Origin of the sequence: Prosthecomicrobium pneumaticum, assembly GCF_014199915.1 — a bacterium.
Lineage (GTDB): Bacteria > Pseudomonadota > Alphaproteobacteria > Rhizobiales > Kaistiaceae > Prosthecomicrobium > Prosthecomicrobium pneumaticum.
The window spans coordinates 152,277-178,540 of record NZ_JACHOO010000009.1 but is presented as its reverse complement, the minus strand read 5'-3'; the positions used below and the strand labels follow the sequence as shown (position 1 = coordinate 178,540).

The following is a 26,264-nucleotide window of genomic DNA, read 5'->3' as shown; positions in this document are numbered from 1 at the left end:
CCTTGAACTCCCGCGAAAACTTCCGTCGCTGCATCTGCCACCTCCGGCTTCATGAAACACCCAATCTCGGTGTCCACGAAACCGGCAGCAGGCCAACGCTCGGTCGCCGCGAGTTGGCCGTTCTCGTAGCGGCGTTCGGTCCAGGCGACGCGGAAGCTGTCGGGCGAGGCGCGGATCACGCTGGAGACTTCGACTGCGACCTGCTGCCGGCCGACGCGCGTGAAGGGATCGTTCGCCCTAGCGTAGTCGTTCAACGCTGCGGCACCTCGATCGGTGGTGAATTCATAGGCCCGCAGCCAGTTCTGGCGCACGACGATGGGGTCGGCAGGCAGGCCACGGACCTGCTCGATGAAGCGCGCAAGGTGGTAGGCGATCTGCGGATCGGTGGGGCGGTACTCCGCGACGGCGGGCGCAACGGCCTGGGCTTGGCCGAGATTGTCGACCTGAACCACCCAAGGCACCACGGTGCCACGGGCAGACTGCCAGACGAGCGCTGCGGCAAATCCAGCGGACAGGAACAGGCAGCCGAACGCCATCAGGCGCCAGTTCTTTGCCTGCACGCGAGCCGAGCCAATCCGCTCGTCCCAGACCTGAGCGGCGCGCTGGTATGGTGTCTCGGGTACGGGAGTCTTTCCGTAGTGTGTCGATGGCCGTTTGAACATCATTGGTCTCGCTGGGAGAGGTTGACGGAGGCGCCGCCGCCATGGCTGTCGCCGCTGCGGATCGCGTGAGCGGCGGCCATCACGCCGTGCGACATGTGCTGAGAGCGTTTCATGCGGCGGGCCCAAGCCGGCGGACCTTCAGACGTGGGCGCAGACGGTGCCTGGGCAGCGCTGCCGCCGACGCTCCCCATGGTCGATGCGCCGCCCGCCGCTTCGAAAGCGGACTGAGCGCCTCGCGCGTAGCTGGCTCGCATGCTGTCGGCAGCGCGGGTCGCAGCACGACGGAGCGGCGAGGCGGCCGCGCTGCCGGCGGCGCGGGCGACGCCACCAAGGCCCGAAGCCACGCCGGCAGCGCCGGATTGCCCGGCAGCACCAAGGCTGTAGGCAGTTGCCGCGCCTCCCGCCACGGCTGCTCCGCCGCGGGCGGCGGCGGCCGTGCCAGATAGGGCCGCAGCGCCGCCACGTACCGCAAATCCGCCGGCCGCGCCTGCGGCGACGGCGGCGCCACCAGCCGCGAGGCCCGTGCCGACGGCGGCCCCGGCGCTAAGTTGTGGGCCGCCCGAGACAATGCCGCTTGCGATCCCAGGACCGAATATCCCGAGGCCGAGCAGTGACAGCGCCGCCAGCACGATCGCCATGGCCTGATCGATCGTCGGGCTGGCGCCACCGAAGCCTGCGGTGAACTCGCCGAACAGCGTCGAACCGATGCCGATAATCACGGCGAGCACCAGCACCTTGATGCCGGAGCTGATGACGTTGCCGAGCACACGCTCGGCCATGAAGGCGGACTGGCCGAACAGCCCGAATGGGATGAGCATAAAGCCGGCAAGCGTAGTGAGCTTGAACTCGATGAGCGTCACGAACAACTGCACGGCGAGGATGAAGAAGGCGAGCAGTACGAGCGCCCAGGCGAGGAAGAGGCACGCAATCTGAATGAAGTTCTCGAAGAACGACCAGTAGCCCATGAGGCCGGAGATCGAGTCAAGCAGCGGCCGTCCGGCGTCGAGGCCGGTCTGCGCAACACGGCCGGGGCGTAGCAGATCGGTGGTCGAGAAGCCGGTGCCGGAAGCCTTGAGGCCGAGGCCGGCAAAGGACTCGAAGACGATGCGGGCGAGATTGTTCCAATTGCCGATGATGTAGGCGAAGACACCGACGAACAATGTTTTCTTGACTAGCCTGGCGATGATGTCGTCGTCCGCGCCCCAACTCCAGAACAGCGCCGCGAGCGTCACGTCGATCACGATCAGCGTTGTCGCGATGAATGCGACCTCGCCGCCCAACAGGCCGAAACCGCTGTCGATGTAGCGGGTGAAGACCTCCAGGAAATGATCGATGACCCCCGTGCCCCCCATGGCGCTACTCGGCGTCCTCGGTCTGCGGCGCCGCTTCACGACGGCGCGCTTCGCTCGCGGATGAGCCTTCGGCGGGCGCTCGTGACTGTTCTCGATCCGCTGTCGTGTTGCCCGTCCCAGGCGTCAGGAAGCGTCGGCGGCTCTCAGCCCAGGCGCGCAGGCATGCGGGATCGCGCGGACCGGCCTCTCCGAGGCTCTGACAACGGAACAGTTCGGCGTTCAGCGGGTCCAACGCGTTTGTCTGCGCCGGACGGGCGGACTCCATCTCCGGCCGCTCCTCCTTCCGGGTCAGCTCGACGACCGTCGCGGTGATTGCGACGGCAACGAAGGCGACGGCACCGAGCCGGGCGAGCATCTTTCCGTCCATAGCGAGGTCTCAGTTTCCTGCGGGGAACATGCTGGCGTTGCCGGGCTGGTAGCCGGAGCCGGGAGTGAGAAACCTCCGGCGCTGCTCGCGGCCCTGCTCCGCGGCGGCCGCGCGCTCGGCTTCTGCGAGCGCGCGGGCGCGGCCGTCAGCGGCCACAACGGCGGTGAGGTCTGCAAGCTGTTGCGCTTGAAGGGCGAGGATCTGGTTGCCAGCCTGGGCGGCTTGCAGGGCGCCGGTCGCACCCTGGCTCTGGCCGACGAGGGCTGACATCTCGGCGCGGTTAGTGTCGAGGTTGCCGACCACCGTCGCCTGGACGCGCATCGCGTCCTGCAAGCCGCCCACGGTGTTCTGCCATCGGGTGCGGGCGTCGGCGATGAGCTGCTGGTCGGACGCGGACAGCGAGGCACTGCCATACGTCGTCTGAAACGCCTGGTCGATCTGCTGGACGTCGAAGGCGATGTTCTGCGCTTGGCCGAGGAGCTGCTGGGTCCGCTGGATCGACTGTTGCAGCCGCTGGAGCGAGGAGTACGGCAGGCTGGCGAGATTCCTTGCCTGGTTGATCAACATCTGCGCTTCGTTCTGAAGCGAGGTGATCTGATTGTTGATCTGCTCAAGCGCGCGTGCCGCCTGAAGCACGTTCTGCACGTAGTTCGTCGGGTCGTAGACGATCCACTGCGCCGACGCGGGCGTGATCGCCGGCGGCACAAGCGACATTGGAAGCGAGAAGATGGTGGCGGCGAGGAGTGCCGCGCGCGAGCGGGATTGGCGGGTGCTCATGGTTGAGCCTCCTTTGAGGGTTCGGGGAGGAGCGTCGGGAAGTTAGGAAGGAGATCGACGGCCCAGCTCACGCCGCGAGCTTCGAGCCACGCAGGGAGGAACCCCTCCCGGCCGTGCTCAGCCAGGATGCTGGCAATCAGCGCCTGATCATCCTTTGCGGATGCGGCGCAGAGGGCGAGGCCCACGTCGGAGAGACCCAGCTCGAAAAGGCGATTGCCGCGTCGGGATTGGCAGTAGTAGTCTCGTTTCGGCGTGGCTCGCGCGAGAATCTCTATCTGGCGATCATTGAGCCCAAACCGGCGATAAATGCTGGTGATCTGCGGTTCGATCGCCCGGTCGTTGGGCAACAGCAGCCGCGTGTGGCAACTGTCGACGATTTCGGCAGCGATCGTGCTCTTCTCAATCTGTGCAAGCGACTGGGTTGCGAAGACGACAGACGCGTTCTTCTTGCGGAGCGTGACCAGCCACTCGGTGAGCTGCTTGGCAAAGCCGGGATCGTTTAGCGCCAGCCACCCCTCGTCGATGATGAGCAGGGTCGGCGAGCCGTCGAGCCTGTCGGAGATGCGATGAAACAGGTAGGACAGAACAGCCGGCGCCCCTCCGCTCCCGACAAGACCCTCGATCTCAAAGGCCAGAACAGCGGCCGAACCCAGATGCTCGAATTCCGCGTCCAGCAGGCGGCCATAGGGGCCTCCAATGCAATAGGGTCGAATTGCCTGCTTGAGGTCGTTTGATTGGAGCAGCACCGTCAGGCCGGTAATGGTCCGCTCCTCGACAGGGGCGGAGGCAAGAGAGGTCAGCGCCGTCCAGATGTGCTCCTTGACTTCCGGAGTAATCGCGATGCCTTCGCGCATTAGGATGGCGACGATCCAATCGGCTGCCCAGGCTCGCTCATAGGTGTCGTGGATGCGTGCAAGCGGCTGGAGAGAGACGGAGGTTTCGGAACCTTCCGTGAGGCCGCCTCCGAGGTCGTGCCAGTCTCCGCCCATTGCGAGCGCGGCGGCGCGGATCGAACCGCCGAAATCAAAGGCGAAAACCTGGCTGCGATCGTAGCGTCGAAATTGCAGCGCCATCAGCGCGAGCAACACCGATTTGCCGGAGCCGGTTGGCCCCACGATCAGCGTGTGGCCCACGTCGCCGACGTGGAGCGAAAAGCGGAACGGCGTGCTTCCCTCGGTCTTGCCGAAGAACAGCGGCGGCGCTTTGAAGTGCTCATCTTGAGCGGAGCCGGCCCAGACAGCCGAGAGTGGAATTATGTGCGCCAGGTTGAGCGTCGAGATTGGCGGCTGCCGGACGTTGGCGTACAGATGGCCGGGAAGGCTCCCGAGCCAGGCGTCGACTGCGTTGACGCTCTCGAGTATTGCGGTGAAGTCGCGGCTCTGGATCACCTTCTCGACGAGGCGCAGCTTCTCGTCGGCTACGCGTGGATCGCCGTCCCATACCGTAATCGTAGCCGTCACGTAGGCCATGCCGGCGAGATCCGCGCCGAGCTCCTGAAGGGCCATGTCGGCGTCGGCGGCCTTGTTGGCGGCGTCGGTATCTACGAGGACCGAAGCCTCGTTCGTCATGACTTCCTTGACGATGGCCGCAATGCTTTTCCGCTTTGCGAACCATTGCCGCCTGATGCGGGTGAGCAGCTTGGTCGCGTCGGTCTTGTCGAGCAGGATCGCACGTGTTGCCCAACGATAGGGGAATGCGAGCCGGTTCAGCTCGTCGAGGATGCCGGGCGTCGTCGCGGTCGGGAAGCCTACGATGGTGAGTGTGCGCAGGTGCTGATCGCCGAGACGAGGCTCAAGGCCTCCGGTGAGAGGCTGGTCGGCCAGCAGCGCATCGAGATACATCGGTGTCTCGGGAACACGGACACGATGGCGCTTGGTGGAAACGCAGGAATGCAGGTAGGTCAGCGTCTCGCTGTCATCCAGCCAACGGCATTCCTTCATGAAGCCGTGGAGCAGCGCGAGCACACGGTCGGTGCGGTCGACGAAGGCTCGCAGAATCTCGTGAGGGTCGACACCTGACCGTTCCCTTCCCTCGTAGAGCCAAGTCTCCGCGCGCGCGGCATCCTCGGCCGGCGGCAGCCAAGCGAACGTGAGGACATAGCGGGACTCGAAATGTGCGCCTTCTTCCTCGAAATCAGCCTTGCGCTCGGCATCGAGCAACGCAGACGCGGGATCGGGAAAGATGCTGTCCGGATAGCGGTTGGAGGGGTAGCGCTGCGCCTCTACAAAAATCGCCCAGCCCGAACCGAGACGGCGGAAAGCGTTGTTAAGCCTTGCCGTCACGCCAACCAGTTCCGCTGCAACAGCGGAGTCGAGATCTGGACCACGAAAGCTTGCGCTGCGTTGAAATGAGCCGTCCTTGTTCAGAACAACTCCTTGGCCAACAAGCGCGACCCAAGGCAGGAAATCTGCGAGGCGAGTAGCGGTGCGGCGGTATTCGGCGAGGTTCATCATGGCAGGCTCAGACCGCGAGGAAGGAGGGGATGCGCAGATGCCGGCGGATCACTTCCACGAACATTGGATCGCGTTTGGCTGCCCATACGGCCGCGAAGTGGCCGGCAGCCCAGAGTCCGAGACCGACGAGCCAGAGCCGAAGGCCAAGGCCGAGAGCGGCCGCCAACGTGCCATTGAGGATCGCGATCGAGCGCGGCGCGCCGCCGAGGAGGATATGGTCGGTCAGCGCCCGGTGAACGGGCACCGAGAAGCCTGGGACTTCTGCGTTGTCGGCAATGCCCGGCATCAGACGAGCACTCCGCCGCCGAAGCTGAAGAAGCTGAGAAAGAACGAGCTGGCTGCGAAAGCGATCGAGAGGCCGAAGACGATCTGAACGAGTCTCCGAAAGCCACCGCTCGTGTCCCCGAACGCGAGGGTCAAGCCGGTAACGATGATGATGATCACCGCGATGATCTTCGCGACGGGTCCTTCGATCGACTGAAGGATTTGTTCAAGCGGCTGCTCCCACGGCATTGAGGAGCCAGAGGCATGTGCGGCCGGGGCGAGCGCGAGGCTGACGACAGCGGCCGCGGTTGCGGAGGCAAGATGACGACGAAGGTTCTGGAGCTTGTGGATCACGCACGATCTCCTGTGGCGGGCAAGGTTGCGGGGGTGACGTGGTAGTCGCCGTCGGCGGTCAGGCCGTGGACGTGCGCGAGCTCGGCGAGGCGGCGCGACGATCCGCGGCCGCTGAGGACAGCGACAAGGTCGATCGTCTCGGCGATTAGGGCACGAGGCACCGTGATCACCGCCTCTTGGATGAGCTGTTCGAGACGCCGCAGAGCCCCGATCGCTGTGCCGGCGTGAATGGTCCCGACGCCACCGGGATGCCCGGTGCCCCAAGCTTTCAGGAGGTCCAGGGCCTCGGCGCCGCGCACCTCGCCGATGGGGATGCGATCGGGCCGCAGGCGCAGAGAAGAGCGCACCAGGTCGGACAGCGTCGCGACGCCGTCCTTCGTGCGCATCGCCACGAGATTGGGCGCGCTGCACTGAAGCTCGCGCGTGTCCTCGATGAGAACGACGCGATCGGTCGATTTTGACACTTCTGCGAGGAGCGCGTTGGTGAGCGTAGTCTTGCCGGTGCTTGTTCCCCCGGCGACGAGAATGTTGCGGCGATCGGTGACCGCGCTGCGAAGAGTCTCCGCCTGCTCGGCCGACATGATGCTGGCCGCGACGTAGTCCTGCAGCGTGAAGATCGCGATGGCGGGTTTCCGAATTGCGAAGGCGGGCGCGGCCACGATAGGCGGCAGCAGGCCCTCGAAGCGCTCCCCCGTTCCGGGCAACTCTGCCGAGACCCGCGGACTTCCGGCGTGGACCTCTGCGCCGACATGGTGGGCGACGAGGCGGACGATGCGCTCTCCGTCGGCGGCCGACAGGCGCTCGCCTGTATCGGCGAGGCCTTCCGAGAGCCGGTCGATCCAGAGCCGCCCATCCGGGTTGAGCATCACCTCGACTATCGACGGGTCCTCCAGGAATCCGGCGACCGCTGGCCCTAGCGCCGTCCGCAGCATGCGCGTGCCGCGAAGTATCGCCTCTGTTTGCTGGAAGGAATTCGCCATGTCGTCCCCGTTCTGCGCGGGACCACTCGAGAGCGGCCCTGGATCGGGGATGAGTAGAAGAGGCAGAAATTCGGGCGATGCAACAACCGGAATGTGGTCGTCGTACTGTGGCGTGCAAATACAGGGAAGCGGCGAAACGGCAGAAGTAGTGACTCGGCCCGCGCGCTCTATTCGGCTGGGGAGTCGCCCGGGACGTCTTCGGAGACCTCTTGACGCAGGCGAGGTCCCTTGGCGAGGCGGCGACCGAGCGCAGCGACAAACGCATCGTAGCGTTCGCCCGCTTGGGCGCGGGCGGCCGCCTGGGCCGGCTCAGGCAGCGGCGGGTTCGTCATCAACCAGTTCCGGACGAAAACTGCGAGCGTCTCCACCGCAATCCCCAGATCCCGTTCGAGGCGCGTCATACGCCTGTCGAGCTGATCGAGGCGCTTCGCAATAGCAGCTTCCTGTCGCTCGGCAGCGTCAGGTGATAGGAAAGAGGCGATCGCTGCTTCGGCGATTAGCGACCGCGACTGGCCACGGCGCGCCGCATACTCGGCGAGGGATTTGGTGACGGCCGGTTCAAGATAGACCGAGAGCCGCTGCTTTTTGCCCGGATTTGCCATCGGCTGCCTAAAGTTCCATTCCGTCGTTCGGATCGAGGGACACTTGTCGCGCGATGCCTTGCATGAGGCGGTTCACACGGCTCAGGCGTGCGGTGTCGTCCGCATCGTCGTCGACCTGGTCGATTTCGAACTCGTTTTCCATGGGAAGTTTCCTCTCCACCGGGGTCGTGCGGTTCAGCTCGGGCTGCCGCCGCTTCTCGGAGCCGTTTGGGTCTTCGCCTTCGCTGCTGCCGTTCGCCGATCCCACCAATTCGAGGGCCGGGCGCGGTGGGACGGGCATGGACGTCCACTCATTCGACTGCGGCTCGGATGCCTTTGCGGTATTCGGAGGCGGAAGGATGCGCTCTTGAAAGCGGCGATCCTCAAAGTACCGCGCCTTCCGGGCGCGAATAGGTGGCGTGCCGGCAACCATGACGATTTCGTCCGCCGGCGAGAGCTGCATGATCTCACCCGGCGTAAGCAGCGGTCGCGCAGTTTCTGATCGCGACACCATCAGGTGGCCGAGCCAGGGACTCAGGCGATGGCCGGCATAGTTGCGCATTGCGCGCATCTCGGTCGCTGTGCCGAGTGCGTCGCTGACCCTTTTGGCGGTCCTTTCGTCGTTCGTAGCAAAGCTCACCCTCACATGACAGTTGTCGAGGATCGAGTTGTTTGGCCCGTAGGCCTTCTCGATTTGGTTCAGCGATTGCGCGATCAAGAACGACTTCAAGCCGTAACCCGCCATGAAGGCCAACGCGCTCTCGAAAAAATCCAAACGGCCAAGCGCGGGAAACTCATCGAGCATGAGAAGCAGCCGGTGGCGGCGCCCTTTCGCACGCAGGTCTTCCGTCAGGCGCCGTCCGATCTGGTTCAAGACCAGCCGGATGAGAGGCTTGGTGCGCGCGATGTCTGACGGTGGCACAACGAGGTAGAGCGTCGTTGGTCGCGCGTCGCCCACAATGTCGGTGATCCGCCAGTCACACCGGCGCGTAACAGCGGCGACCACGGGATCGCGGTACAAGCCCAAGAACGACATGGCCGTACTCAGAACGCCGCTTCGTTCGTTGTCAGACTTGTTGAGCAACTCCCTGGCGGCGCTTGCGATGACTGGATGTGGTCCGGCCTCCCCGAGATGCGGGGTCTTCATCATCGCCGCGAGCGTCGACTCGATCGGTCGGCGGGGATCGGAGAGGAAGGAGGCAACGCCCGCGAGCGTCTTGTCCTCCTCCGCGTAGAGCACATGGAGGATCGCGCCGACCAGCAGCGCATGGGAGGTCTTCTCCCAATGGTTCCTCTTCTCCAGCGAGCCTTCCGGGTCGACCAGGATGTCGGCGATGTTCTGGACGTCCCGGACTTCCCATTCGCCGCGCCGGACTTCGAGCAGCGGGTTGTAGGCCGACGACCTCGCGTTGGTGGGGTCGAACAGCAGCACGCGGCCGTGCCGCGCGCGGAAGCCGGAAGTCAGCTGCCAGTTCTCGCCCTTGATGTCATGGACGATCGCGCTGCCGGGCCAGGTTAGCAGCGAGGGAATGACCAAGCCGACGCCCTTGCCAGAGCGGGTCGGCGCAAAGCAGAGGACGTGCTCGGGTCCGTCGTGCCGGAGATAGTCACGGCCGAGCCTTCCAAGCACGACCCCGTCGGGCCCAAGGAGTCCGGCTGCCTTGACCTCGTCAGGCCGCGCCCAACGGGCCGACCCATAGGTGTCCACGTTCTTGGCCTCACGTGCCCGCCACACTGACATCGTGATGGCGACGGCGATCGCGATGAAACCACCGGATGCGGCGATGATCGCACCGCGCACGAAAATTGCTGGCGCGTAGGCGTCGTAGAAGTACCACCACATGAAGAATGATGGCGGGTAGTAGACCGGCCAACCGAACAGATCGAACCACGGCTCGCCGAGCTGTGCCTGGAAACCCAACTGCCATGCCGTCCACTGCGTCGCTGCCCACGTGGTAGCCAGAATGATCAGCGAGACAACGAGAATTTGACCCCAGAGGATTTTCGTAGCTGACATCGTCGGCACTCCTTCTTTTCTGGCGCCTTCACAGGCCGAGCCCGCGCTTCCGGCCGAAGCTCCAATCGACCCCGCCGTCGCCCCGGGCAATACCGGAGATGTGGCGGTCGAGATTCCCTTCGAGTGAGGGCGACCACGGGACGAGCTGGAAGCCGAGCCCGTCATCGAGCATTGCGAAGCGGCCGGATGCGAGGTCGAAGCGGCGGCGGTATGTGCCGGCGACATATTCGCCGGCCAACGGTTTGACGGCGGCTTGTCCTGTCTCGGCGCTCAGGCGTTCGCTCAGTGCGTCGAGTTCGCGCCCGCGCAGCGTTCCGATGAGGTTGCGGCTGAAACTTACGCCCCGCGCTTGGCGCTCGGCCAGGCCCTGACTGATGAGATGCTCGGCGCGGCGATCGAGCGCGTCGCGCACCTCGGCTCCGAAGCCACCGCCACCAAGGGCCACCGGTTCGCGCGCAATCGCTTGGCGGTCCAGCCAGGTGGCGCCGTTGGCAGTAATCTGCTGCTCGAGCGGGATGTCCGATCGAACTGCGAGCGCAACGCGTCGCCGGCCCTGCGTGTCATCAAACTTGCGCAGCTCGACGATCGAACCTGGGCCCGAGTCCCCAGCAGCATCGAGGTCGGCGAGCTTGATGTGATGGGTCCGGCCGTCGACTCCATCTATCACGGCATAGGCCGTGCCGTTCAGCTCGTCATCGAGACCACGCGCTATGAGACGACCAACGATCTGGTCCTCAAGGCTCTCTCCGGCGAGCACGTAACTCGAGGTGCCACGCTCGATATTGCGCTCGGCCAGCCCGCGATGGATGCGTTTGATGATGTCGCCTCGCTCGCCAAGCTCGCGCAGAGTAGTTTCGGCATTCTCGACCATCACCCACTGGCCCGGGCCGATCTGATCGGCGAGGCCCAGAGCCTCCAGCTTGCGCAGCCGTCCGACTTTCAGGACGTGAAACTCGTCAGGCTGGCGATCAGGGCTCGGAGCGAGATCGATGACGCCTGTCCGATACGCGTCACGCGAGAGTTGCCGGTCGAGGTTGGTCCAGCGCTCCGACTCGACCTGACGTTCGAGGTTGCGCCGGATCTCCTGATCCGTGCGTGGGCCCAACTCCTGCGTCACGAGATCCTGTGCGCGAGCACGCATGCCTTCCTTGATGTAGTCGCGCGAGATGACGAGATCCTGGCCGTCATCGGAGCGGCCGCGCAGGATGATGTGGACGTGGGGATTGTCGGTGTTCCAATGATCAATGCCCACCCATTCCAGTTTGGTGCCGAGGTCCTTCTCCATCTGGTTTATCAGGTCGCGGGCGAAGATCTTGAGGTCCGACATCTCGGTCGCATCCTCGGGCGAGACGATGAAGCGGAAGTGGTGGCGATCGTCCTCGCAACGCTCGGCAAAGTCTTTGGCATCCAAGTCGTCGCCGCCGGGTCCGAAGAGACGGGCCTTCTCCCCATCCCGGGTCACGCCTTCGCGGCGGAGATAGCTGAGGTGTGTTGCAAGCGGCGCCGAGCGCGCCGAATGGCGAACGACGCGGGTCTTGATGACCGTGATGCGCGAGCGGCTGGTGAGCAGACGGTTCGCCTGCACGGTCGCGCGGCGGCCACGTCCGAAGCGCGATCCTGTGCCGGAGCTGATGTTGCCTGAGCGTGAGACGTGACCGCCGGCCCGCTGCGCGGCCGCAAGCGCCTGCGCGATGAACGGCCGAGCGCGCTGGGCGCGCGTCGAGCGGATGCGGCCGGGGCGGATGCGGAACTCGTCCTCGACGCTCATAGCCACAGCTCCGCACATCGCGCTAACACTCTGATTGAACAGAGAGAGCGTCGAGGCCGCAGGCTGCGTCGACAAGGCGCACCTCGCGAACTCGGCTCGCAAGCTATTGAAAAGCCACGACCGTCCTCGCGCGCACATCGCGCCTTTTTATCTCGCCATCGTGCGGTCGTGCTTCCAAGCTCCTGCCTCAACGCACTCCATTCCACGCCTGAACACGCCATGACGCGAATGGGGACGGCAGTCGTCATTGCGGCCTCTCGTTGCCGCCGCGTGCTACGAATAGAGCGGGTGAACGCGCTGAGAATGCGCCGGCATCTTGCATTCGTGGCGCGTTCGGTCCGCTTTCGCGCTGACGCTCGGGATGCATTACGGCTGCTTTTCCGACGTCATCAGAGCGTGCGACGAAGAGCGGGGCGCTCATCCAAGCAAGCGGATCAGCGCGCGTCGAAGGCATTGCATACGGCGGCGGGTCAACCCCGAGAAGGGGTGCGATCGTGGCGACATAGGCCCGCGTCTCGGCCGGCAGATCGCGCGTGCCCACAAGGTACTCATCGTAACGCCGGGGCCCTGCATTGTAGGCGGCCAGCATGGCGCTGACATTGCCGTATCGGTCGTACATCTCGCGCAGGTACGCGGCGCCGGCGAGAATGTTGTCCCGCACATCGAACGGGTCGCGACCAAGATCGTAGCGGGCGCGCAGCTCAAGCCAGGTTTCCGGCATGACTTGCATAAGGCCGATCGCGCCAGCAGAGGATACGGCGCGGATGTCATGTGCGCTTTCGGCGCGCATGACCACGCGGATCCAGGACGCCGGAATGCGGAAGCGGCGCGAGGCCACGTCGATGTGGAGAGCGATGGGGCTCGCCTGATCGGCGCTGGCGGACGGCACCACCTGAGGACTGGCCGAACCGCTGATCGTGACTACCGAGAGCAGGCCGGAAAGGAGAAGAGCGGTGAGACGCCGGGCGGGCAAACGCCGCCCGGGCCTCATGATCCGCGTTGGTGAGGTGCAGCAGATGGGCATTCCGTCAGTCCCGCTCGGCGCGCTTCTGCGGACGCGTCCAATGCAAACCCCAGACGGACTTGCCCTCGCCCGATTGAAAGAGATTGGCGCGGATCGGCTGTCCGAGTGCGGGGTCGTCGATCTGGACCGACACGTAGTCGCCAGCCTTCTCGCCGGTGCGCTTCCAGCCTGCGCCGATCTCCGGGCCATCGCCGTCACCGAGATGCGCGCGATAGTCCGGCGCGTTCTCGGCGTCCGAATGTTCGGCCGGAACCAACACCATCTCGATGTCGAGTGAGAGCGTGCGGATGCGTCCGGAATAGCCATTCTTGGTGCGGGCGAACTCTCCGATCTGAGGCATTTCGGTCTCCTTGCTGGTGCGATGAGAGGACGACAGCGCGCACCGTCACCGCGTCGGTGCGCGCCATTCGAACTGTCCGGTGCCTTCCTCATCGGTCCACAGCGGCAGCGCGTGGCCGACGATTGCGCTGGCAGGGAGCGGGCCGAAGTAGCGCCCGTCGAGGCTGTCCTCGACCCACCAGTTCATGAGGAAGACCTGGCCGTCGGCGATGCGGCGGCAGCCCTGCCAGATCGGCAGTTGCCGGCCGAGCCGGTCGCGCACCAGCGCATCGCCCATGTCGATGCCGTCGACTGTGACGTGCATGCCATGGCGGCAGACTTCTTGCCCCGGAAGCCCGGCAACACGTTTCAGGAGCGGCACGCCGCGCGGCAGGTAGTGGCGCTCAGCCAGGAAGGAGGCGAGCGGTTCAGGCGCGTTGACGACGACCAGGTCGGTGACCTCGAGCCGATCCGCCGGCGCGATCGTATAGAAGCCAATCGGCATGCTGGCGGAAGCGTTCCAGATGAGTCGTGGCGTCACGGGGACGAAGGAGCCGACGCCGATCGACATCGCGGCGAAGTACGTGGTCATGACGTAGCCGAAGCGCGTCATGACTCGATCTCGCGGCGCAGTAGGATCGCGCGATGTTGCTCGACCGTGTAGGCGCGCGGTTCCTGGCCCGCAGTCAAGCGATTGTGGACATGCCGCCAGTGATGCGGCGAGACCTCGCTCGGATCGATTCCAGCCGCCTCAATAGCGTCGATGACCTGGAGGACGCGCTCGACTTTCGGCCAGCTCTCCATCTTGAGAAGGATGTCGCCGCCCGGCCGCACGAAAGGCAGCGTGGAATAGCGCTCGCCCGGCGTGATCGTGCGCACGATGTCGATGCGCGAGATGACCGTGCCGTGGTCGTTCGAGGCCCAGCGAACGAAGGCGAAGACGCTGTTGGGCGTGAAGCTCAAAACGCGGCGGCGCCGGTCGAGGATCTGCTCATCCTTCTCCTTGCCGAAGCGAATCCAGTATTCGACCTTCTTCTCGATCCAGGTCAGCTCGACGCGCGTGAGGCCGTCGACGGGAAGGGGCGGCGGCACGAGTCGCAGGTGAGATGCGGCACTCATGGCAGGTCTCCTTCGGCTGGAGGGAATTCGCGGGCGAGGAGGTCGCGCAGCATGTCCGCAACGGTCAGGCCACGCTGGAAGGCGACGATCTTGATGCGGCCGCGCAGTTCCGTCGTGATGTCGATCGTCAGCCGCGCGGTGTAAGCGGCCGCGTCGCCGTTGCTGTTGGAGCGCGGCGCAGGCGCCTTGATCCAGCGTTCGGGATCAGCCGGTCGCGCGATGAAGGCGCGTTTGGAGGATCGCTGGGTCACCGCGCCAGCCTCCCGACTTCGCTCGCAAGGGCAGTGATCTCGCGCGCCGCAATCGTTGCGTGGGCTTCCCAGACGAGGCGGCCGGACTGGGCGGCGTCGGCAAAGGCGACACGCTGGCCGACCTTGGAGGCGAGCAGTGGCGGGTCGTGATCGGCGAGCGTGAGCGCCGTCTCGCGCGCGATGACGGTGCGTGCGCCACACCGATTGAGAACGAAGCGGGCGACGAGGTGCGAACGGTAGACGCGCGCCTCGCTGAGCAGTGCGAGCATCTCGGCCGAGCCCCAACCGTCGAACGGCGATGGCTGCACCGGGATCAGGATGATGTCCGCCGCCAGCAGCGCTGAGCGCATCAGCCCGGCGACGCGCGGCGGGCCGTCGATGACGATGTGATGGACGTTGCGCGCGAGTTCGGGTGCTTCGCGATGAAGCGTGTCGCGCGCCAGGCCGATTACGCCGAACAGGCGCGGAAGGCTTTCGCGTGCGCGCTGCTGCGACCAGTCGAGAGCGGAGCCTTGCGGGTCGGCGTCGATGACGGTGACACGCTGGCCACGCCGCGCCCATTCGCCGGCAAGATGCAGAGCGAGCGTCGTCTTGCCGACACCGCCTTTCTGGTTCAGCAGCGCGACGATCATGGCACGCCCCGCTGTTGGCAGCGCTCATGCACAGGTGTGGATCGCGGAGCGGCCGTTAGAAAGATTCCGAAGGAATCTTGGTTACAAAAGTTAGGCCGCACCCAATGCCTTGAATCCGCGTTCGGATTCGACGATTCCGGTCCCCGATAGCACGAGGATCGGGTCCCCGATGGCACGATAGGTGCGGTCCCCGATAGCACGAGACGATTCACAGCTTATCCCCAGCGCGAGAGGGCTCGCGCTTCCCCAGCGGAGCGAGGGCAGCGGCATCGACGGGAGCGAAGGCGAGGCGTTCCGGGGCGTCCGGCGGCTGCTCGAGGGTCAGCCGGTAGCCGGGCAGTGTCTGCCGGCGGACGATGTCGCGCAGGTCATAGGTGAAATGCTTGAGCGGCGACAGGCTGCCGGACTTCGTATGAAGGTAGGCGACGTCGAAGCTCCAGCCGTGCTGCTGGCGGCCGCCGTGCTTGCGCACAAGCCGATACAGCCAGCGCTCCAGCCCGCCGGTCAGGCGGAAGTAGGCCCGGTCGATCGTCAGCACGAGGGCGTCGTCGAGCACGGCCGCGTAGAACCAGTCGGGCACGATCAGCTCGAGGCCGAGCGGGCGGCCGTGTGGATCGGCCTTTTCTTTCCACTCGTTGATCCAGGAGAAGCGGTGCATCCGCCGCTCGTTCGGCTGGCGGATCGAGGTCGCGACCGTGGTCGATTGCAGGCGGTCGAGCGCGGCTTTGAGACGATCGTAGTCGCGTGCGCTCACCCCGCGGCCGATGAAGGAGAGAATCTCGTATGGCGTCGCCGCCATCAGGCGCGACGGTTTCAGGCCGAGGTCGCGCGCCTCGACGATCTGCGACGCTGCCCAGATCAGAACGTCGGCGTCCCAGATCGTCGCCAGGCCATGTTCTGCCACGGCCTCGACACGGATCACGATCGTGCCAGCTTTGAAGTCGATCGGCGTCAGTCTTTTTGATTTTGCGAGGGAGAAGAAGGGATATGCCATGAGGTCCTGCGCGTCGCGTGGAGCGAGGTCGCCGGGCAAGGCCCGGAAGAGATCGAGCTGCTCGCGCTCGCTGCTGCACCGCGCCGTTGACATTGGGGCTCAGCGATGGTGGGAGCGGGCCGGAACGGGAGAGGTGTGGCGCTTGGCCGGGAGTACGGATCCGCGAGGATCTGACGTAGACGTCACAGCGCCGCGATCGGCCCAGGCCTGCAAGTCTTCGAGCGCGTAGACGACGCGTCCGCCGAGTTTTCGATATGACGGGCCTGTGCCGTAGGTCCGATGCTTTTCAAGCGTGCGGCTCGACAGGCCGAGGTAGTTGGCGGCTTCCGGCGTCCGCAAGAAGCGTGGCGGCAATCCAGCGAGATTGTTCATGTCGCACCTCCGGGCGTTTGTTGAGGCTGCTGGTAATCAGCGGCGTCCGAAGGCCACGGTGGCGGAGAGGAACTGCGATGGGGGATGGCGAATTTGGGGTGGCCAAAAAAGCACCCCCCTGGCTTGGCGCTATAGCCTACGGCGACGCTTGAGCAGCGAGCGGTAGCCGCCGGCGGTCAGGGCCAGGCCGTCTTTGACGAGGTCGATGGTCGCGTCGCGCAGGGCGGAGGTTTTCCAAGGCGTCTCGGCGATGCGGGATTGGCCGAAGATGGCCTCGGCAATCTGGCGGTAGCTCGCTCCTTCGCTGTGCCCGTCGACCGCCTGGAGCATGCGTCTTAGGCGGCGGCGCTGTTGCGCCGTAATGCGCGCGTCGGGGAGCAAGCGGTGGCTGTGCGCCATGCGCCAAAGCCTTGCGACCGCCTCGATCCGATCGAGGCCGTCCGCGCCGAGAGGGAGGAGAGCAAAGACACGCTGACCAGCCGCAACCCCTGGCACAAGAAGGACACGGATCGACAGAAGGCCGCGGCCGAGGGCGAGACTTACGCCACCATCGGAATCCGTATGGCTGGTTGCGGCATCTATCGTTGGCACAACGATGCTGTCTACGGTGGATGTCGCCGGCCATGAGCCCAGGATAACCGTGCCTGGGTCGGCTTCCGGTGACCAGAATACCGTGAGGTCTTTCGCTGACAGGCGCGGGTCAACCGGGAAAGCGCAACCCCCAGCGCTCGCGTACCTCGCGTGTCAAGTCTTTCAATTGGGTCGGACGGCGCTCGCCTCGCGAATAATCTTGCTGGTAGTTCGTGTTTCGCCGCAGCCATTCCCAGGCCAAGTCTGATGCGATCAGGCCGTCAACGTAGTCATACGATACTGACGAATGCCAATGCGATGTATCAGGTCTCATTTAGTCCCTCCCTCGGTCCGAGTGGCCGCTTGCGTCGAAGGAGCAACGATTATGGCTGAGGGGAGACGAGTGAAGTCTGATTCTTGGCAGCAGATGATGCCGCGCCGGCATCACGGCTTTCATTCAGTGGCCTATCCGCGGAGCAGTAGTCTGTATCCGTGGTCGGCCATCCAGCGAGCGCGAGCCAAATGGGCACGGTGCACTTGGCTAGCACGCAAAGGCTCCTTGTCCGGATCAATCCCGAAGAGCACGTGAACAGCCTCTCGCCAGTCGGCACCGCTTGAGTCGGCGTCGAGCAGGCGCATGTAGAGCTTCATGTGTGTTCGGTCATACCGTGTGAGCTCGTCGCTCTGCGGTGGTTCATCGACAAATGGGTTCTGTGTCAACTGGCTCTCGCTACTCGATCATGGGCCGCGCAATCGGATTTGGCGCGAGTCGTGCCGCAATGCTACGGACTATGCTTCGAGCCTTTGACCTCAGTGTGAACAAGCATCACTCCTTCGCCTTGATCGGACGAGAGGAAGACTATGCCGCTGGTCTCGAGGGCGCGACGAACCTGGTCGCGCGTCGATTCGTAGACCGCGAGGTTGTTCTCTGATTCAAGGCGCTTGAGCGCCGTAAGAGAGACTCGGGCCTTGTCAGCGAGCGTCTCCTGTGTCCAACCCAGCAACGCGCGCGCGGCCCGCGATTGTCGGGCGGTGATCATGCATGATCACCTCCCATCGCCGGGCACACGCACGCCAGAACTACGACTATTTTAGTCGCTCTCTGCGACTGGCGCCAGTAAAAATCGCTGTGTTTTCCGTCAGCAACGGGGTGGCGGTGGAACTGATTCGGTCGCTGAAGCGAGCGAAAGCCCCGCCTGGGTGTTCCGGGCGGGGCCTGGAGCTCGAGCCTCACTCGCCGTTGCGGCGGTTCGGGCGGGACCAGATCAGGCTGTAGCCTTCGCCGTCCTCGTCGTCGAAGAGGTTGGCATAGATGGGAGCCGTGAACGACGGGTCGTCCAGCTTGAGACCCAGATAGTCGCGCCCCTCGTTGGAGCGCTTGGCCCATGCGGCGCCGATCTCGACGCGGCCCGCGAAGACGCGGTGGCTGGGGGCGTTCTCGCCCGAGCGGTTGGTCTCGGGGACGATGCGGACGTTCTTGGCCTGGACGCTGAGGGTGACGATCTGGCCGACGAACTCGTCGCCGGACTTCTTGAAGGTGCCGATGGTCGCCATGGCAGTTCTCCTTGATCTCTATTTCGAGCCCGCACCATTGCGGCCTCGATGGCGATCGGTTGGCCGGAGGCGATCGACGCCGCACCTGTTTGCAGGCCGAAGCGCAGCGGAGGATGGCAGCCGGGAGACTTTCTTGTTTCGCGAGGAATGGGCGCAGCCCAGGGGAAGAAAGTTGATCGGCGCCATTGCGGCATAGGCGATCGAGGCGAAGCCGGCCTTCGGCCAGATCAGCCCATCAAAGAGGCCGCTTGGAGCGCTCGATCAGACAGAGAAGGATCAAGGCGAACTTGGCGACACCCGTCGTGCAGCCGCTGAGACACGGCGGACGGCGGCCAGTGCTTCATCATGTCGAGGCAAACGAACCTCCCGCATCAATGCTCCCGACGAACAAGAAGTGGCGAGCGATCTGGCCACCGCCTTCGCAGGCGTCGTCGTTCGCTGCGCGGCCTGGCCCGCATTTCAACGTGACGCGCCACCAGGGGCTCGCTCTGAGCCGGGAGTTCCGCAGCGAACTGCCAACTGACGCGGCGGAGTCGAAGGCTACAGCCTGATCTGGTGATGCCGCGCCGGCTGGAATGGCGTCAGGCGCGAACCACGCCTTGGCCGGCCCGACCGGGCGGGGCCAGCGTCGCGAGGCGAGCGAAGGCAGTAATGGCGACGACGATCGCGCCGACAACCGAAAAGGCGATCTGCCACGTCTCGGAAGGCATGGTGTGCTTCACGATGCCATGGGTTGCGTGATAGCCGGCGATGGCCGCTGGCGCCACGAAGACCGCTGCGATCATGAGGCGGAGCCAGAGCGGCTTGACGAAAATGAGCAGCAAGTGGCCGATGAGGAGCGTTGCGAGACCGGCAATGATCCCAACGGCGATTCCTCCGAGCCAGCCAGCGCCGGTGCCGTAGGCCCAAACGCCTGCCGTCACGCCGGCGAACAGCGGTAGCGCGTAGACGGCGAGGTAGAACAACAGACAGCAGATCACGCCGATGGCGGCGATGCTGGCGAGGATGCTGATGACAATCATGGTGGTGGCCTCCGTGAGAAGCATCTGACGGTCGCGCCTTCCACCACCACCACGGCGCGGACGGATATTATAGCAAAGAAGAGAAGGCCGCGGCGAACCGAATTCGCCGCGGCGCTCTGATTGAGGCAGGTGTTGACGGCGATCACTTCGGCTTGTCGCCGTAGCGCCAGACGGGAACTCCGATCTTGCGGGCCTTGTCGGTCAGGTTGTCCTGGATGCCCGTTCCCGGGAAGACGATGACGCCGATAGGCAGCACGGCCAGCATTGCGTCGTTGCGCTTGAATGGTGCGGCCTTCGCATGTTTCGTCCAGTCGGGCTTGAAGGCGATCTGCGGCACGTTGCGGTGATCGGCCCAGCGGGCGGCGATACGCTCGGCGCCCTTCGGTGATCCGCCGTGCATCAGCACCATGTCGGGGTGCTTGGCACGCACCTGGTCGAGCTTGTCCCAGATCAGCCGATGATCGTTAAAGTCGAGCCCGCCGCTGAGCGCGACCTTCGGGCCGGGCGGCAGCATGACCTCGGTCTCGGACCGCTTCTTCGCGGCAAGGAAGTCCCGGCTGTCGATCATCGCCGCGGTCATCGCACGATGGTTGACGAGTGAGCCGTTGCGCGGCCGCCAGGCCGAGCCAGCGTGACGCTCGAAATGCTCGCACGCCTGGTCGCGCATCAGTTCGAAGGCGTCGCGTCGTTCGATGAGCGTCTGCCCCTCGGCGATCAGGCGCTCGAGTTCGACAGACTTGACCTCGGTGCCGTCCTGTTCGCGTTGGCTGCGGCGCTGCGCCTGCTCGTTATCGTCGAGCTCTCGGGCGATGCGGTCGGCGGCGCGATGGAAGACGTTGGTGGTCGACCACAGCAGGTCTTCGAGATCGGGTTCGAGGCGTGTGTCGCTGAGCGTAGCGACGAGAGCATCGAAGATGTCGGCAATGGCGCCGGCGACGACATTGCCCTCGGGAAGCGGTCGTGGATCGGGTTCGTCCTGGAAGGGGCGAAAGCCGTAGAGCTGCAGCTCGGCGAGAACGTGATCGGTCGGAGACGAATTGTGGTGGGGTTCGAAGTCGTCGTCGGTGGTCATGGGATGCTCCGTCGCTGGATTGACCGCGACCCTCGCGGCCTTCATGGCGGCGGAAGACGGCGGGCGGTGCGGCCCTGCACCCGGAGCGAAGCGCAGGGCCGAAGCGCAGCGGAGGGCCGAAGGGGGCCGACTATTTTGCTTCGCGATGTAAAGGCGGCTCTGCCGCCGACGGAAAATAGTCGGCCCACGAGGTTGCCGGGCCGGGCCGTTTGCCGTCCCGATCGCCCTCTTGAAGGCCGAGGGCGCGGCTCTCTCCGGCACGCCTGAGCATCGGCCGCCGGCGAGGCACTGGACCTCACCTTCGTCCCGGCCATGCGGTCACGATCGCGAGCTCTATGCGGCCTCGGCCATGAAACGGGTGACATCCCGCGACGCGAGCTGCGCCCGAAGGTTCGCCCGCAGCGCGTCGGGGCCGAGCATGCGGAGATCCTCGTTGAAGTCGCCCAGTCTCGGCGACAGCACGATCGCCTCGATACCGTCGTCGGACGCACGCTCGATCAGCGCGGCCATCGCGCCGTCGCCCGCCGGATCGTCGTCACGCGCGATGTAGAGTCGGCGCAGCGTGTCCGCGAACAGGATGGCCGAGAGATGGGCGGCCGACAAAGCGGCGACCATCGGCATGTCGGGTAGCGCCATCCTGAGCGACAGCATGGTCTCGATGCCTTCGCCGCCAGCCATGACATCGCCGGCCACTCCGAAGCGGACAGCGTGTCCGAGAAGATCGCCCATCGCGCGACGCGGCGTGTCGATCGGCGCCTTGCCGAGGCGAATGGGGTCAAAGCCCTCGGGATCGAGCCAGGTCCGATGCGCTCCGGTGAGGCGGCCGTCGAGATCGGTGACCGCTGCGATCATGGCGGGCCAGGTCTCCGTCGCGGAATGCTCGTCTGGCCGGTAGTAGCAGCGTGGGTGAAAGCGGAGCGATCCGGTTCCGTGCAAAGACGTAATGCCGCGTCTGCGGAGATATGCCTCGACCAGCGTGCCGTGGATCGGTCGCGACATCGCGAACAAGCGCTGCGCAGCCTCCGACGACCCTGTCGGGGTAGGATGTAACGCGTGGCGGCGCTCGTCGCGCGGCGGTTCGGGTTGCGGCAAGCTGAGGAAGGCGCGTGCCTCCTTGGCGACATCAGCGAAATCCAGGAGGCCGCAGCTCTCGCGGATGACGTCGAGAAGGTCGCCATGCTCGCCGGTGGCGGCGTCGGTCCATTTGCCCGACGCACCCTTGCCGCTCTCGGGGCCGGCCAGGCGCACGAACATCGAGCGCCCAGGCGTGTTGCGCACGTCGCCCACCATCCAATAGCGACCTTCGCGATGGCCGTTGGAGAGATAGTGGCGGCACACCGCCTCGGCGTTGCGCGCGAGACGGTGTGCGAGTTCCGAAGCATCGAGCCGGGACATCACGCGGCCTCCCGCTCGCCGACGCGCGCGACCGGATAGCGATCCATCACCTTGGCGAGGATCGCGGGGCCGCTCGCGTCGGTGGGCACGAACATGCGCAGCTTCCACGAAATGATCTCGTGGAAGAGGCCGTAGGCCGTGAGCCGTTCGCGCATGGTGTCGGTGAAGCCCGACAATTCGATGCGATGACGACCCATCAACCGAACGCGACGAAGCTGGAGCCCCTCGGCAAGATCGATGACGGTCTTGCCCTCGACAAGGGCGGCGAAGGCGTCGTCCGGCGTCAGCGAAGGCAGGCCGGTCGCCGTGGCGGTCGCTGCCCACGCCGGCGAGACCCTGCGTCCGATGATGCGCTCGCCGTCGTCGGTTTGCAGCCGATAGACGCGTGTCGACTCGTTCGGCAGCCGCTTCCAGATCGGGAGCAACAAACCCGCGACCATGTGGATGGTCGAGTCGGCGAACGCCGGCACCTCGTTCAGTTCCGTGGTCCAGGCGTCGGCGAAGGCCGCTTCGTCTGCCTCCTGCCAATGGCTCTCCGCCATCATGCGGACGGGGACGTTCGGTGCTTCCATCGGCCGGATCAGACGCACGCGGTATTCGACATCGCCGTCGTCGAGCATGACGGACGGCGCCCGGACCTGCACGGCGGCACGCCCGCAGCGTTCGTTGACGAGAAGCCGCGATCCGCGCTCGCGCAGCCGGCTCAGCGCTTCGTCCAGCGTGACGGGACAATTGCGCTGGCGCTGCATGATGGTCAGGAGGCGCGTCTCCGCGCCGGTGCCCGGATGCGTGTAGATCGTCTCGCGGTCGGTGACGACGAAACTTTCCGCCCGCAGCGTTTCCAGGCCCATGTCGTAGGTGCCGGCGGCGATCGCGCCCTCGATGCGGGCGTTCAACAGTTGCTCGAAGGCCGTGAACAGGACACCTTGCAGCTCGATGGTCAGCGCGAGCATGCGGTTGAGGAAGGTGGTGATCGGCGGCAGGTCATCCTTGATGCCGTTCGCATCCATGAGCTTCAGGCCGGTCGCCGCTTCGAAGCGCTGAAGCGAGCAGCCCTCGATCTTGCCGCGAACGAGCAGCATGTAGAGCTGGCGCAAGGCGTCGCGTCCGTAGTGGCTTTCGAGATTATCTTCAGGCCTGAACAGGTTCTGGCCGCCGGTCTGGCGCTGGCCGCGCGTGATCGCGCCGAGCGTATCGAGCCGGCGTGCGATCGTGCTCAGGAAGCGCTTCTCGGCCTTCACGTTCGTCGCGACCGGCCTGAACAGCGGAGGCTGCTGCTGGTTGGTGCGATGCGTGCGGCCGAGTCCCTGGATGGCCGTATCCGCCTTCCAGCCGGGCTCGAGGAGATAGTGCACGCGAAGGCGCGTGTTCCTCGCCGTAAGCTCGGCATGATAGCTGCGGCCGGTGCCACCCGCGTCGCTGAACACAATGATGCGCTTCTGGTCGTCCATGAACGCCTGCGCCTCGGCGAGATTGGCGGAGGCCGCCCGGGTTTCGACGACAAGGCGATCGCTCCTGGTGGCGCCGCTCGACTTGCGGACGATCCGGCGCGACCGGCCCGTCACCTCCGCCACCATGTCGGTGCCGAAGCGCTGTACGATCTGGTCGAGCGCGCCGGGAACGGGGGGCAGGCTCGCGAGCTTGGCGATGAGCGCATCCCGTCGCTGCACAGCCTCCCGGCTCTCGACCGGCTGGCCGTCGCGATAGACCGGACGCGACGACAGCTTGCCCTCGCTGTCGGTGAAGGGCTCGTACAGCTGCACCGGGAAGGAATGGGCAAGATAGTCGAGGACATATTCCCGCGGAGTGATGTCAACGCGAACGTCGTTCCACTCCTCGGTCGGGAGCTCCGCGAGACGCCGCTCCATCAGGGCTTCACCCGTCGAGACAATCTGGACGACGGCGGCATGGCCGTCTTCGAGATCGCGCTCGATCGAGCGGATCAAGGTCGGCGTCTTCATGCTGGTGAGGAGGTGCCCGAAGAAGCGCTGCTTCGCCGACTCGAACGCGCTCCGGGCAGCCGACTTGGCCTGGCGGTTCAGCGTCCCCGATCCGCCCTCGCTTCCGCCGGTGATGTTGGCGGCCTGCATGGCGGCGTCGAGGTTGTTATGAATGATCGCGAAGGCGTCCGCGTAGGCGTCATAGACGCGGGTCTGCTCGGGCGTCAGCTCATGCTCGACCAACTCGTATTCGACGCCGGCGAAGCTCAGTGAGCGCGAGGTGTAGAGGCCGAGCGCCCGCAGGTCGCGGGCGAGCACCTCCATGGCGGCGACACCGCCGGCTTCGATCGCCTCCACGAATTCGGCCCGGGTCGAGAACGGGAAGTCTTCGCCACCCCAGAGGCCGAGGCGCTGCGCATAGGCGAGATTGTGCACGGTCGTCGCGCCGGTCGCGGAGACATAGGCAATGCGGGCGTCCGGCAGCGCGTGTTGGAGGCGCAGGCCTGCGCGGCCCTGCTGCGAGGCCTCCTGATCGCCGCGTTCACCTTTGGCGCCGACCGCGTTCTGCATGGCGTGCGCTTCGTCGAAAATGATCACTCCGTCGAAGTCGGAGCCCAACCATTCAACGATCTGCCGCACGCGGGAAAGGCGTTCGCCGCGGTCGTCGGAGCGTAGCGTGGCATAGGTGGTGAATAGGACGCCTTCCCGAAGCGTGATCGGCTTGCCCTGCGGGAATCGCGAGAGCGGCGTGATGAGCAATCGCTCCATGCCGAGCGCCGACCAGTCGCGCTGCGCATCTTCGATCAGCTTATCGGACTTGGAGATCCAAACCGCCTTGCGGCGGCCCTGCATCCAATTGTCCAGGATGATGCCGGCAGACTCGCGGCCTTTGCCGACGCCCGTTCCGTCGCCGATCATGCAGCCGCGCCGGAAGCGGATTGCGCCCTTGGCGTCCTCCGCTGCGGCGGTCACGACGTCAAGCGTTGCGTCGACCATCCAGGCGCCGGCGAGATAGTCCGAGTGCGTCTCGCCTGCGTAGATCAGCGTTTCGAGCTGGGCGCCGGAAAGCACGTTGAGGATGTTGGCAGGAAGTCGAGGACGGTAGGTCGGCTTGGGCGGCGCGACGGAGGCCATCGCCGCCGATTGGACGAGCTGCGTCGGGTGATCCTGAGCGCCGGCAATCCGGATGCTCTGGAGCGCATAGTCCTCGTAGATGGAATCGGAGAGGCGCGCGCCCTGCGGCGGCGTCCAGTCGATCGTCTCGTAGCTGAGTTCGACGCCTTCAGGCTCGGCGACGCTCGACGGTCGCGTTGCAGTTTGTGCGGCGCGTGCGAGATAGCCGCGAACGGTGCGCGGCGTCGTGACGGCCGGCAGGGCGGCGGAGGCATCGACCGGCAGCCGTGGCGGAACGTGCTCGGCGATCCAGGCCAGCAGCGTCCCGACGTCCGGCGCGACACCGGGTGCGACCGGGAACGCGGTCGGATCGTCGGCCGGTCGCTTGTCGATGACGGTCAGCCGTGTCGGGAAGGTCGTGCCGTGCTTGGCATAAACCCGGCCATCGATGGCGGCGGAGAAGACCACACGGCCGCGTTCCTGCAGCCGGACATAGGCGTCGCGCCAGGCCGGCGCGTCGGGCGCGACATTGGCGCCGGTGATCGCGACCAGCCGGCCGCCGTCGGCAAGCCGCGCCAGGGCCGAGCCGATATGGCGGAGCGCGGCGTCGGCCATGCGGCCTTGCACGTTGGCCATCACCGAGAACGGCGGGTTCATGATCACGACGCTCGGCACGATGGCGGCGTCGAGATGATCGTGAATCTGCGCGGCGTCGTGACGGGTCACGCCGACGTTCGGATACAGCAGGGAGAGAATGCCGGCGCGAGTCTCGGCCAGCTCGTTGAGGACGAGCGATCCGCCCGCGATCTCCGCAAGGATGGCGAGCAGGCCGGTGCCCGCCGACGGCTCGAGCACGCGGTCGGCTGGGGTGACCGCCGCGGCCGTCGCGACCGCGAGGCCGAGCGGGGTCGGCGTCGAGAACTGCTGGAGCGCCTCGCTCTCGGACGAGCGGCGCGCGTGCGTCGGCAGGAGGCCGACGATCTTCTCCAGCATGGGGAGGGCCAGGGCCGGAGAACCGGCCTTGCGCAGAAGCGCCTTTCCATATTTGCGGAGAAACAGAACGGTGGCGGCCTCGCAGGCGTCATAAGCTGCCTTCCAGTCCCAGGTGCCGGACGCGTCGGAGGCGCCGAAGGCTCGCTCCATCGCGGCACGAAGGGTCGCGGCGTCGACCTGTCTGCCCTGTTCGAGATGCGGAAGGAGATGGTGCGCGGCTGCGCCGATGCAGCGGGCGATGTCGGAGGGAGACGCAAGCGGGGACGCCGCGACCGCAGGCGCGGCCGCAAGAGCGGTGGTTGGGGTCATGTCGGTGAGCC

The 26,264-nt window shown here is 65.6% G+C and carries 29 protein-coding genes; 1 reads left to right on the top strand and 28 read right to left on the bottom strand.

Going from position 1 to position 26,264, the window contains the following annotated elements:
- From trbF to GGQ63_RS22135, 20 genes are all read right to left on the bottom strand, one after another.
- A partial coding sequence (gene trbF, locus GGQ63_RS18850; protein WP_246429877.1) for a conjugal transfer protein TrbF occupies positions 1 to 662 on the bottom strand: 662 nt, incomplete at its 3' end.
- The gene (gene trbL, locus GGQ63_RS18845) at positions 662 to 2,014 is read right to left on the bottom strand and encodes a P-type conjugative transfer protein TrbL (RefSeq protein WP_183858153.1); all 1,353 of its coding nucleotides are present in this window, start codon (positions 2,012 to 2,014) and stop codon (positions 662 to 664) included. The genes trbL and trbF, both read right to left, overlap by 1 nt.
- Positions 2,015 to 2,018: 4 nt before the next feature.
- Entirely contained in the window at positions 2,019 to 2,381 is a 363-nt protein-coding gene (trbK-alt, locus tag GGQ63_RS18840) for a putative entry exclusion protein TrbK-alt (RefSeq protein WP_183858152.1), read from the bottom strand.
- A gap of 9 nt (positions 2,382 to 2,390) precedes the next feature.
- Positions 2,391 to 3,158, bottom strand: coding sequence for a P-type conjugative transfer protein TrbJ (gene trbJ / locus GGQ63_RS18835; RefSeq protein WP_183858151.1), 768 nt, complete (start codon positions 3,156 to 3,158; stop codon positions 2,391 to 2,393).
- Entirely contained in the window at positions 3,155 to 5,611 is a 2,457-nt protein-coding gene (gene trbE, locus GGQ63_RS18830) for a conjugal transfer protein TrbE (protein ID WP_183858150.1), read from the bottom strand. Before trbE ends, trbJ begins: the two co-directional genes overlap by 4 nt.
- Before the next feature lie 7 nt (positions 5,612 to 5,618).
- Positions 5,619 to 5,897: a VirB3 family type IV secretion system protein gene (locus tag GGQ63_RS18825; protein ID WP_183858149.1), complete on the bottom strand. Its 279-nt coding sequence runs from the start codon at positions 5,895 to 5,897 to the stop codon at positions 5,619 to 5,621.
- A complete protein-coding gene (locus tag GGQ63_RS18820) occupies positions 5,897 to 6,226 on the bottom strand; it encodes a TrbC/VirB2 family type IV secretion system protein (protein ID WP_425502094.1) in 330 nt (109 codons plus the stop codon). Before GGQ63_RS18820 ends, GGQ63_RS18825 begins: the two co-directional genes overlap by 1 nt.
- Entirely contained in the window at positions 6,226 to 7,209 is a 984-nt protein-coding gene (gene trbB, locus GGQ63_RS18815; protein WP_183858147.1) for a P-type conjugative transfer ATPase TrbB, read from the bottom strand. Before trbB ends, GGQ63_RS18820 begins: the two co-directional genes overlap by 1 nt.
- A 167-nt stretch (positions 7,210 to 7,376) precedes the next feature.
- Positions 7,377 to 7,811, bottom strand: a complete 435-nt coding sequence (locus tag GGQ63_RS18810; RefSeq protein ID WP_129608423.1) for a ribbon-helix-helix protein, CopG family — start codon at positions 7,809 to 7,811, stop codon at positions 7,377 to 7,379.
- A 7-nt stretch (positions 7,812 to 7,818) separates the two neighbouring features.
- Complete coding sequence (locus GGQ63_RS18805; protein WP_183858146.1) at positions 7,819 to 9,807, bottom strand: conjugal transfer protein TraG; 1,989 nt, start codon at positions 9,805 to 9,807, stop codon at positions 7,819 to 7,821.
- A gap of 28 nt (positions 9,808 to 9,835) precedes the next feature.
- Positions 9,836 to 11,575: a relaxase/mobilization nuclease domain-containing protein gene (locus GGQ63_RS18800; RefSeq protein ID WP_183858145.1), complete on the bottom strand. Its 1,740-nt coding sequence runs from the start codon at positions 11,573 to 11,575 to the stop codon at positions 9,836 to 9,838.
- 244 nt (positions 11,576 to 11,819) lie between these two features.
- The gene (locus GGQ63_RS18795; RefSeq protein WP_183858144.1) at positions 11,820 to 12,599 is read right to left on the bottom strand and encodes a lytic transglycosylase domain-containing protein; all 780 of its coding nucleotides are present in this window, start codon (positions 12,597 to 12,599) and stop codon (positions 11,820 to 11,822) included.
- Between the two features lie 4 nt (positions 12,600 to 12,603).
- Positions 12,604 to 12,939, bottom strand: a complete 336-nt coding sequence (locus GGQ63_RS18790; protein ID WP_183858143.1) for a DUF736 domain-containing protein — start codon at positions 12,937 to 12,939, stop codon at positions 12,604 to 12,606.
- A 45-nt stretch (positions 12,940 to 12,984) separates the two neighbouring features.
- Positions 12,985 to 13,530 carry a S26 family signal peptidase gene (locus GGQ63_RS18785; protein WP_183858142.1) on the bottom strand — a complete coding sequence of 182 codons (546 nt, stop codon included), beginning with the start codon at positions 13,528 to 13,530 and terminating at the stop codon, positions 12,985 to 12,987.
- A complete protein-coding gene (locus tag GGQ63_RS18780; protein WP_183858141.1) occupies positions 13,527 to 14,036 on the bottom strand; it encodes a DUF2840 domain-containing protein in 510 nt (169 codons plus the stop codon). The genes GGQ63_RS18785 and GGQ63_RS18780 overlap by 4 nt, the downstream gene beginning before the upstream one ends.
- Positions 14,033 to 14,287: a hypothetical protein gene (locus GGQ63_RS18775; RefSeq protein ID WP_126699830.1), complete on the bottom strand. Its 255-nt coding sequence runs from the start codon at positions 14,285 to 14,287 to the stop codon at positions 14,033 to 14,035. Before GGQ63_RS18775 ends, GGQ63_RS18780 begins: the two co-directional genes overlap by 4 nt.
- The gene (gene parA, locus GGQ63_RS18770; protein ID WP_183858140.1) at positions 14,284 to 14,919 is read right to left on the bottom strand and encodes a ParA family partition ATPase; all 636 of its coding nucleotides are present in this window, start codon (positions 14,917 to 14,919) and stop codon (positions 14,284 to 14,286) included. The genes GGQ63_RS18775 and parA overlap by 4 nt, the downstream gene beginning before the upstream one ends.
- Before the next feature lie 208 nt (positions 14,920 to 15,127).
- Positions 15,128 to 16,006 (bottom strand): replication initiator protein A, encoded by an 879-nt coding sequence (locus tag GGQ63_RS18765; protein ID WP_183858139.1) that lies wholly within the window; start codon positions 16,004 to 16,006, stop codon positions 15,128 to 15,130.
- A 6-nt stretch (positions 16,007 to 16,012) separates the two neighbouring features.
- On the bottom strand, positions 16,013 to 16,285 hold the full coding sequence (locus GGQ63_RS18760; protein ID WP_183858138.1) for a helix-turn-helix transcriptional regulator: 273 nt from the start codon (positions 16,283 to 16,285) through the stop codon (positions 16,013 to 16,015).
- Between the two features lie 129 nt (positions 16,286 to 16,414).
- A complete protein-coding gene (locus GGQ63_RS22135; protein ID WP_246429876.1) occupies positions 16,415 to 16,684 on the bottom strand; it encodes a DUF2285 domain-containing protein in 270 nt (89 codons plus the stop codon).
- On the opposite strand from GGQ63_RS22135, the gene GGQ63_RS22130 reads away from it, so the two are divergent.
- On the top strand, positions 16,670 to 16,912 hold the full coding sequence (locus tag GGQ63_RS22130) for a hypothetical protein (RefSeq protein ID WP_246429875.1): 243 nt from the start codon (positions 16,670 to 16,672) through the stop codon (positions 16,910 to 16,912). The two genes, GGQ63_RS22135 and GGQ63_RS22130, sit on opposite strands and share 15 nt — an antisense overlap.
- A gap of 73 nt (positions 16,913 to 16,985) precedes the next feature.
- Here the strand turns inward: GGQ63_RS22130 and GGQ63_RS22125 are convergent, their stop codons facing one another.
- The 8 genes from GGQ63_RS22125 to GGQ63_RS18720 form a co-directional block, all read right to left on the bottom strand.
- Positions 16,986 to 17,189 (bottom strand): transcriptional regulator domain-containing protein, encoded by a 204-nt coding sequence (locus GGQ63_RS22125; protein WP_246429874.1) that lies wholly within the window; start codon positions 17,187 to 17,189, stop codon positions 16,986 to 16,988.
- A gap of 131 nt (positions 17,190 to 17,320) precedes the next feature.
- Complete coding sequence (locus GGQ63_RS18750) at positions 17,321 to 17,575, bottom strand: DNA -binding domain-containing protein (RefSeq protein WP_183858136.1); 255 nt, start codon at positions 17,573 to 17,575, stop codon at positions 17,321 to 17,323.
- Positions 17,576 to 17,637: 62 nt separating this feature from the next.
- Complete coding sequence (locus GGQ63_RS18745) at positions 17,638 to 17,895, bottom strand: helix-turn-helix domain-containing protein (protein ID WP_183858135.1); 258 nt, start codon at positions 17,893 to 17,895, stop codon at positions 17,638 to 17,640.
- Between the two features lie 190 nt (positions 17,896 to 18,085).
- On the bottom strand, positions 18,086 to 18,409 hold the full coding sequence (locus tag GGQ63_RS18740) for a DUF736 domain-containing protein (protein WP_183858134.1): 324 nt from the start codon (positions 18,407 to 18,409) through the stop codon (positions 18,086 to 18,088).
- 581 nt (positions 18,410 to 18,990) lie between these two features.
- Positions 18,991 to 19,431 carry a hypothetical protein gene (locus tag GGQ63_RS18735; protein WP_183858133.1) on the bottom strand — a complete coding sequence of 147 codons (441 nt, stop codon included), beginning with the start codon at positions 19,429 to 19,431 and terminating at the stop codon, positions 18,991 to 18,993.
- A gap of 142 nt (positions 19,432 to 19,573) precedes the next feature.
- Positions 19,574 to 20,503: a DUF2493 domain-containing protein gene (locus GGQ63_RS18730; RefSeq protein ID WP_183858132.1), complete on the bottom strand. Its 930-nt coding sequence runs from the start codon at positions 20,501 to 20,503 to the stop codon at positions 19,574 to 19,576.
- A gap of 333 nt (positions 20,504 to 20,836) precedes the next feature.
- Positions 20,837 to 21,898, bottom strand: coding sequence for a DUF7146 domain-containing protein (locus GGQ63_RS18725; RefSeq protein ID WP_183858131.1), 1,062 nt, complete (start codon positions 21,896 to 21,898; stop codon positions 20,837 to 20,839).
- Positions 21,898 to 26,253: a strawberry notch-like NTP hydrolase domain-containing protein gene (locus GGQ63_RS18720; protein WP_183858130.1), complete on the bottom strand. Its 4,356-nt coding sequence runs from the start codon at positions 26,251 to 26,253 to the stop codon at positions 21,898 to 21,900. Before GGQ63_RS18720 ends, GGQ63_RS18725 begins: the two co-directional genes overlap by 1 nt.
- Between the last annotated feature and the right edge of the window lie 11 nt (positions 26,254 to 26,264).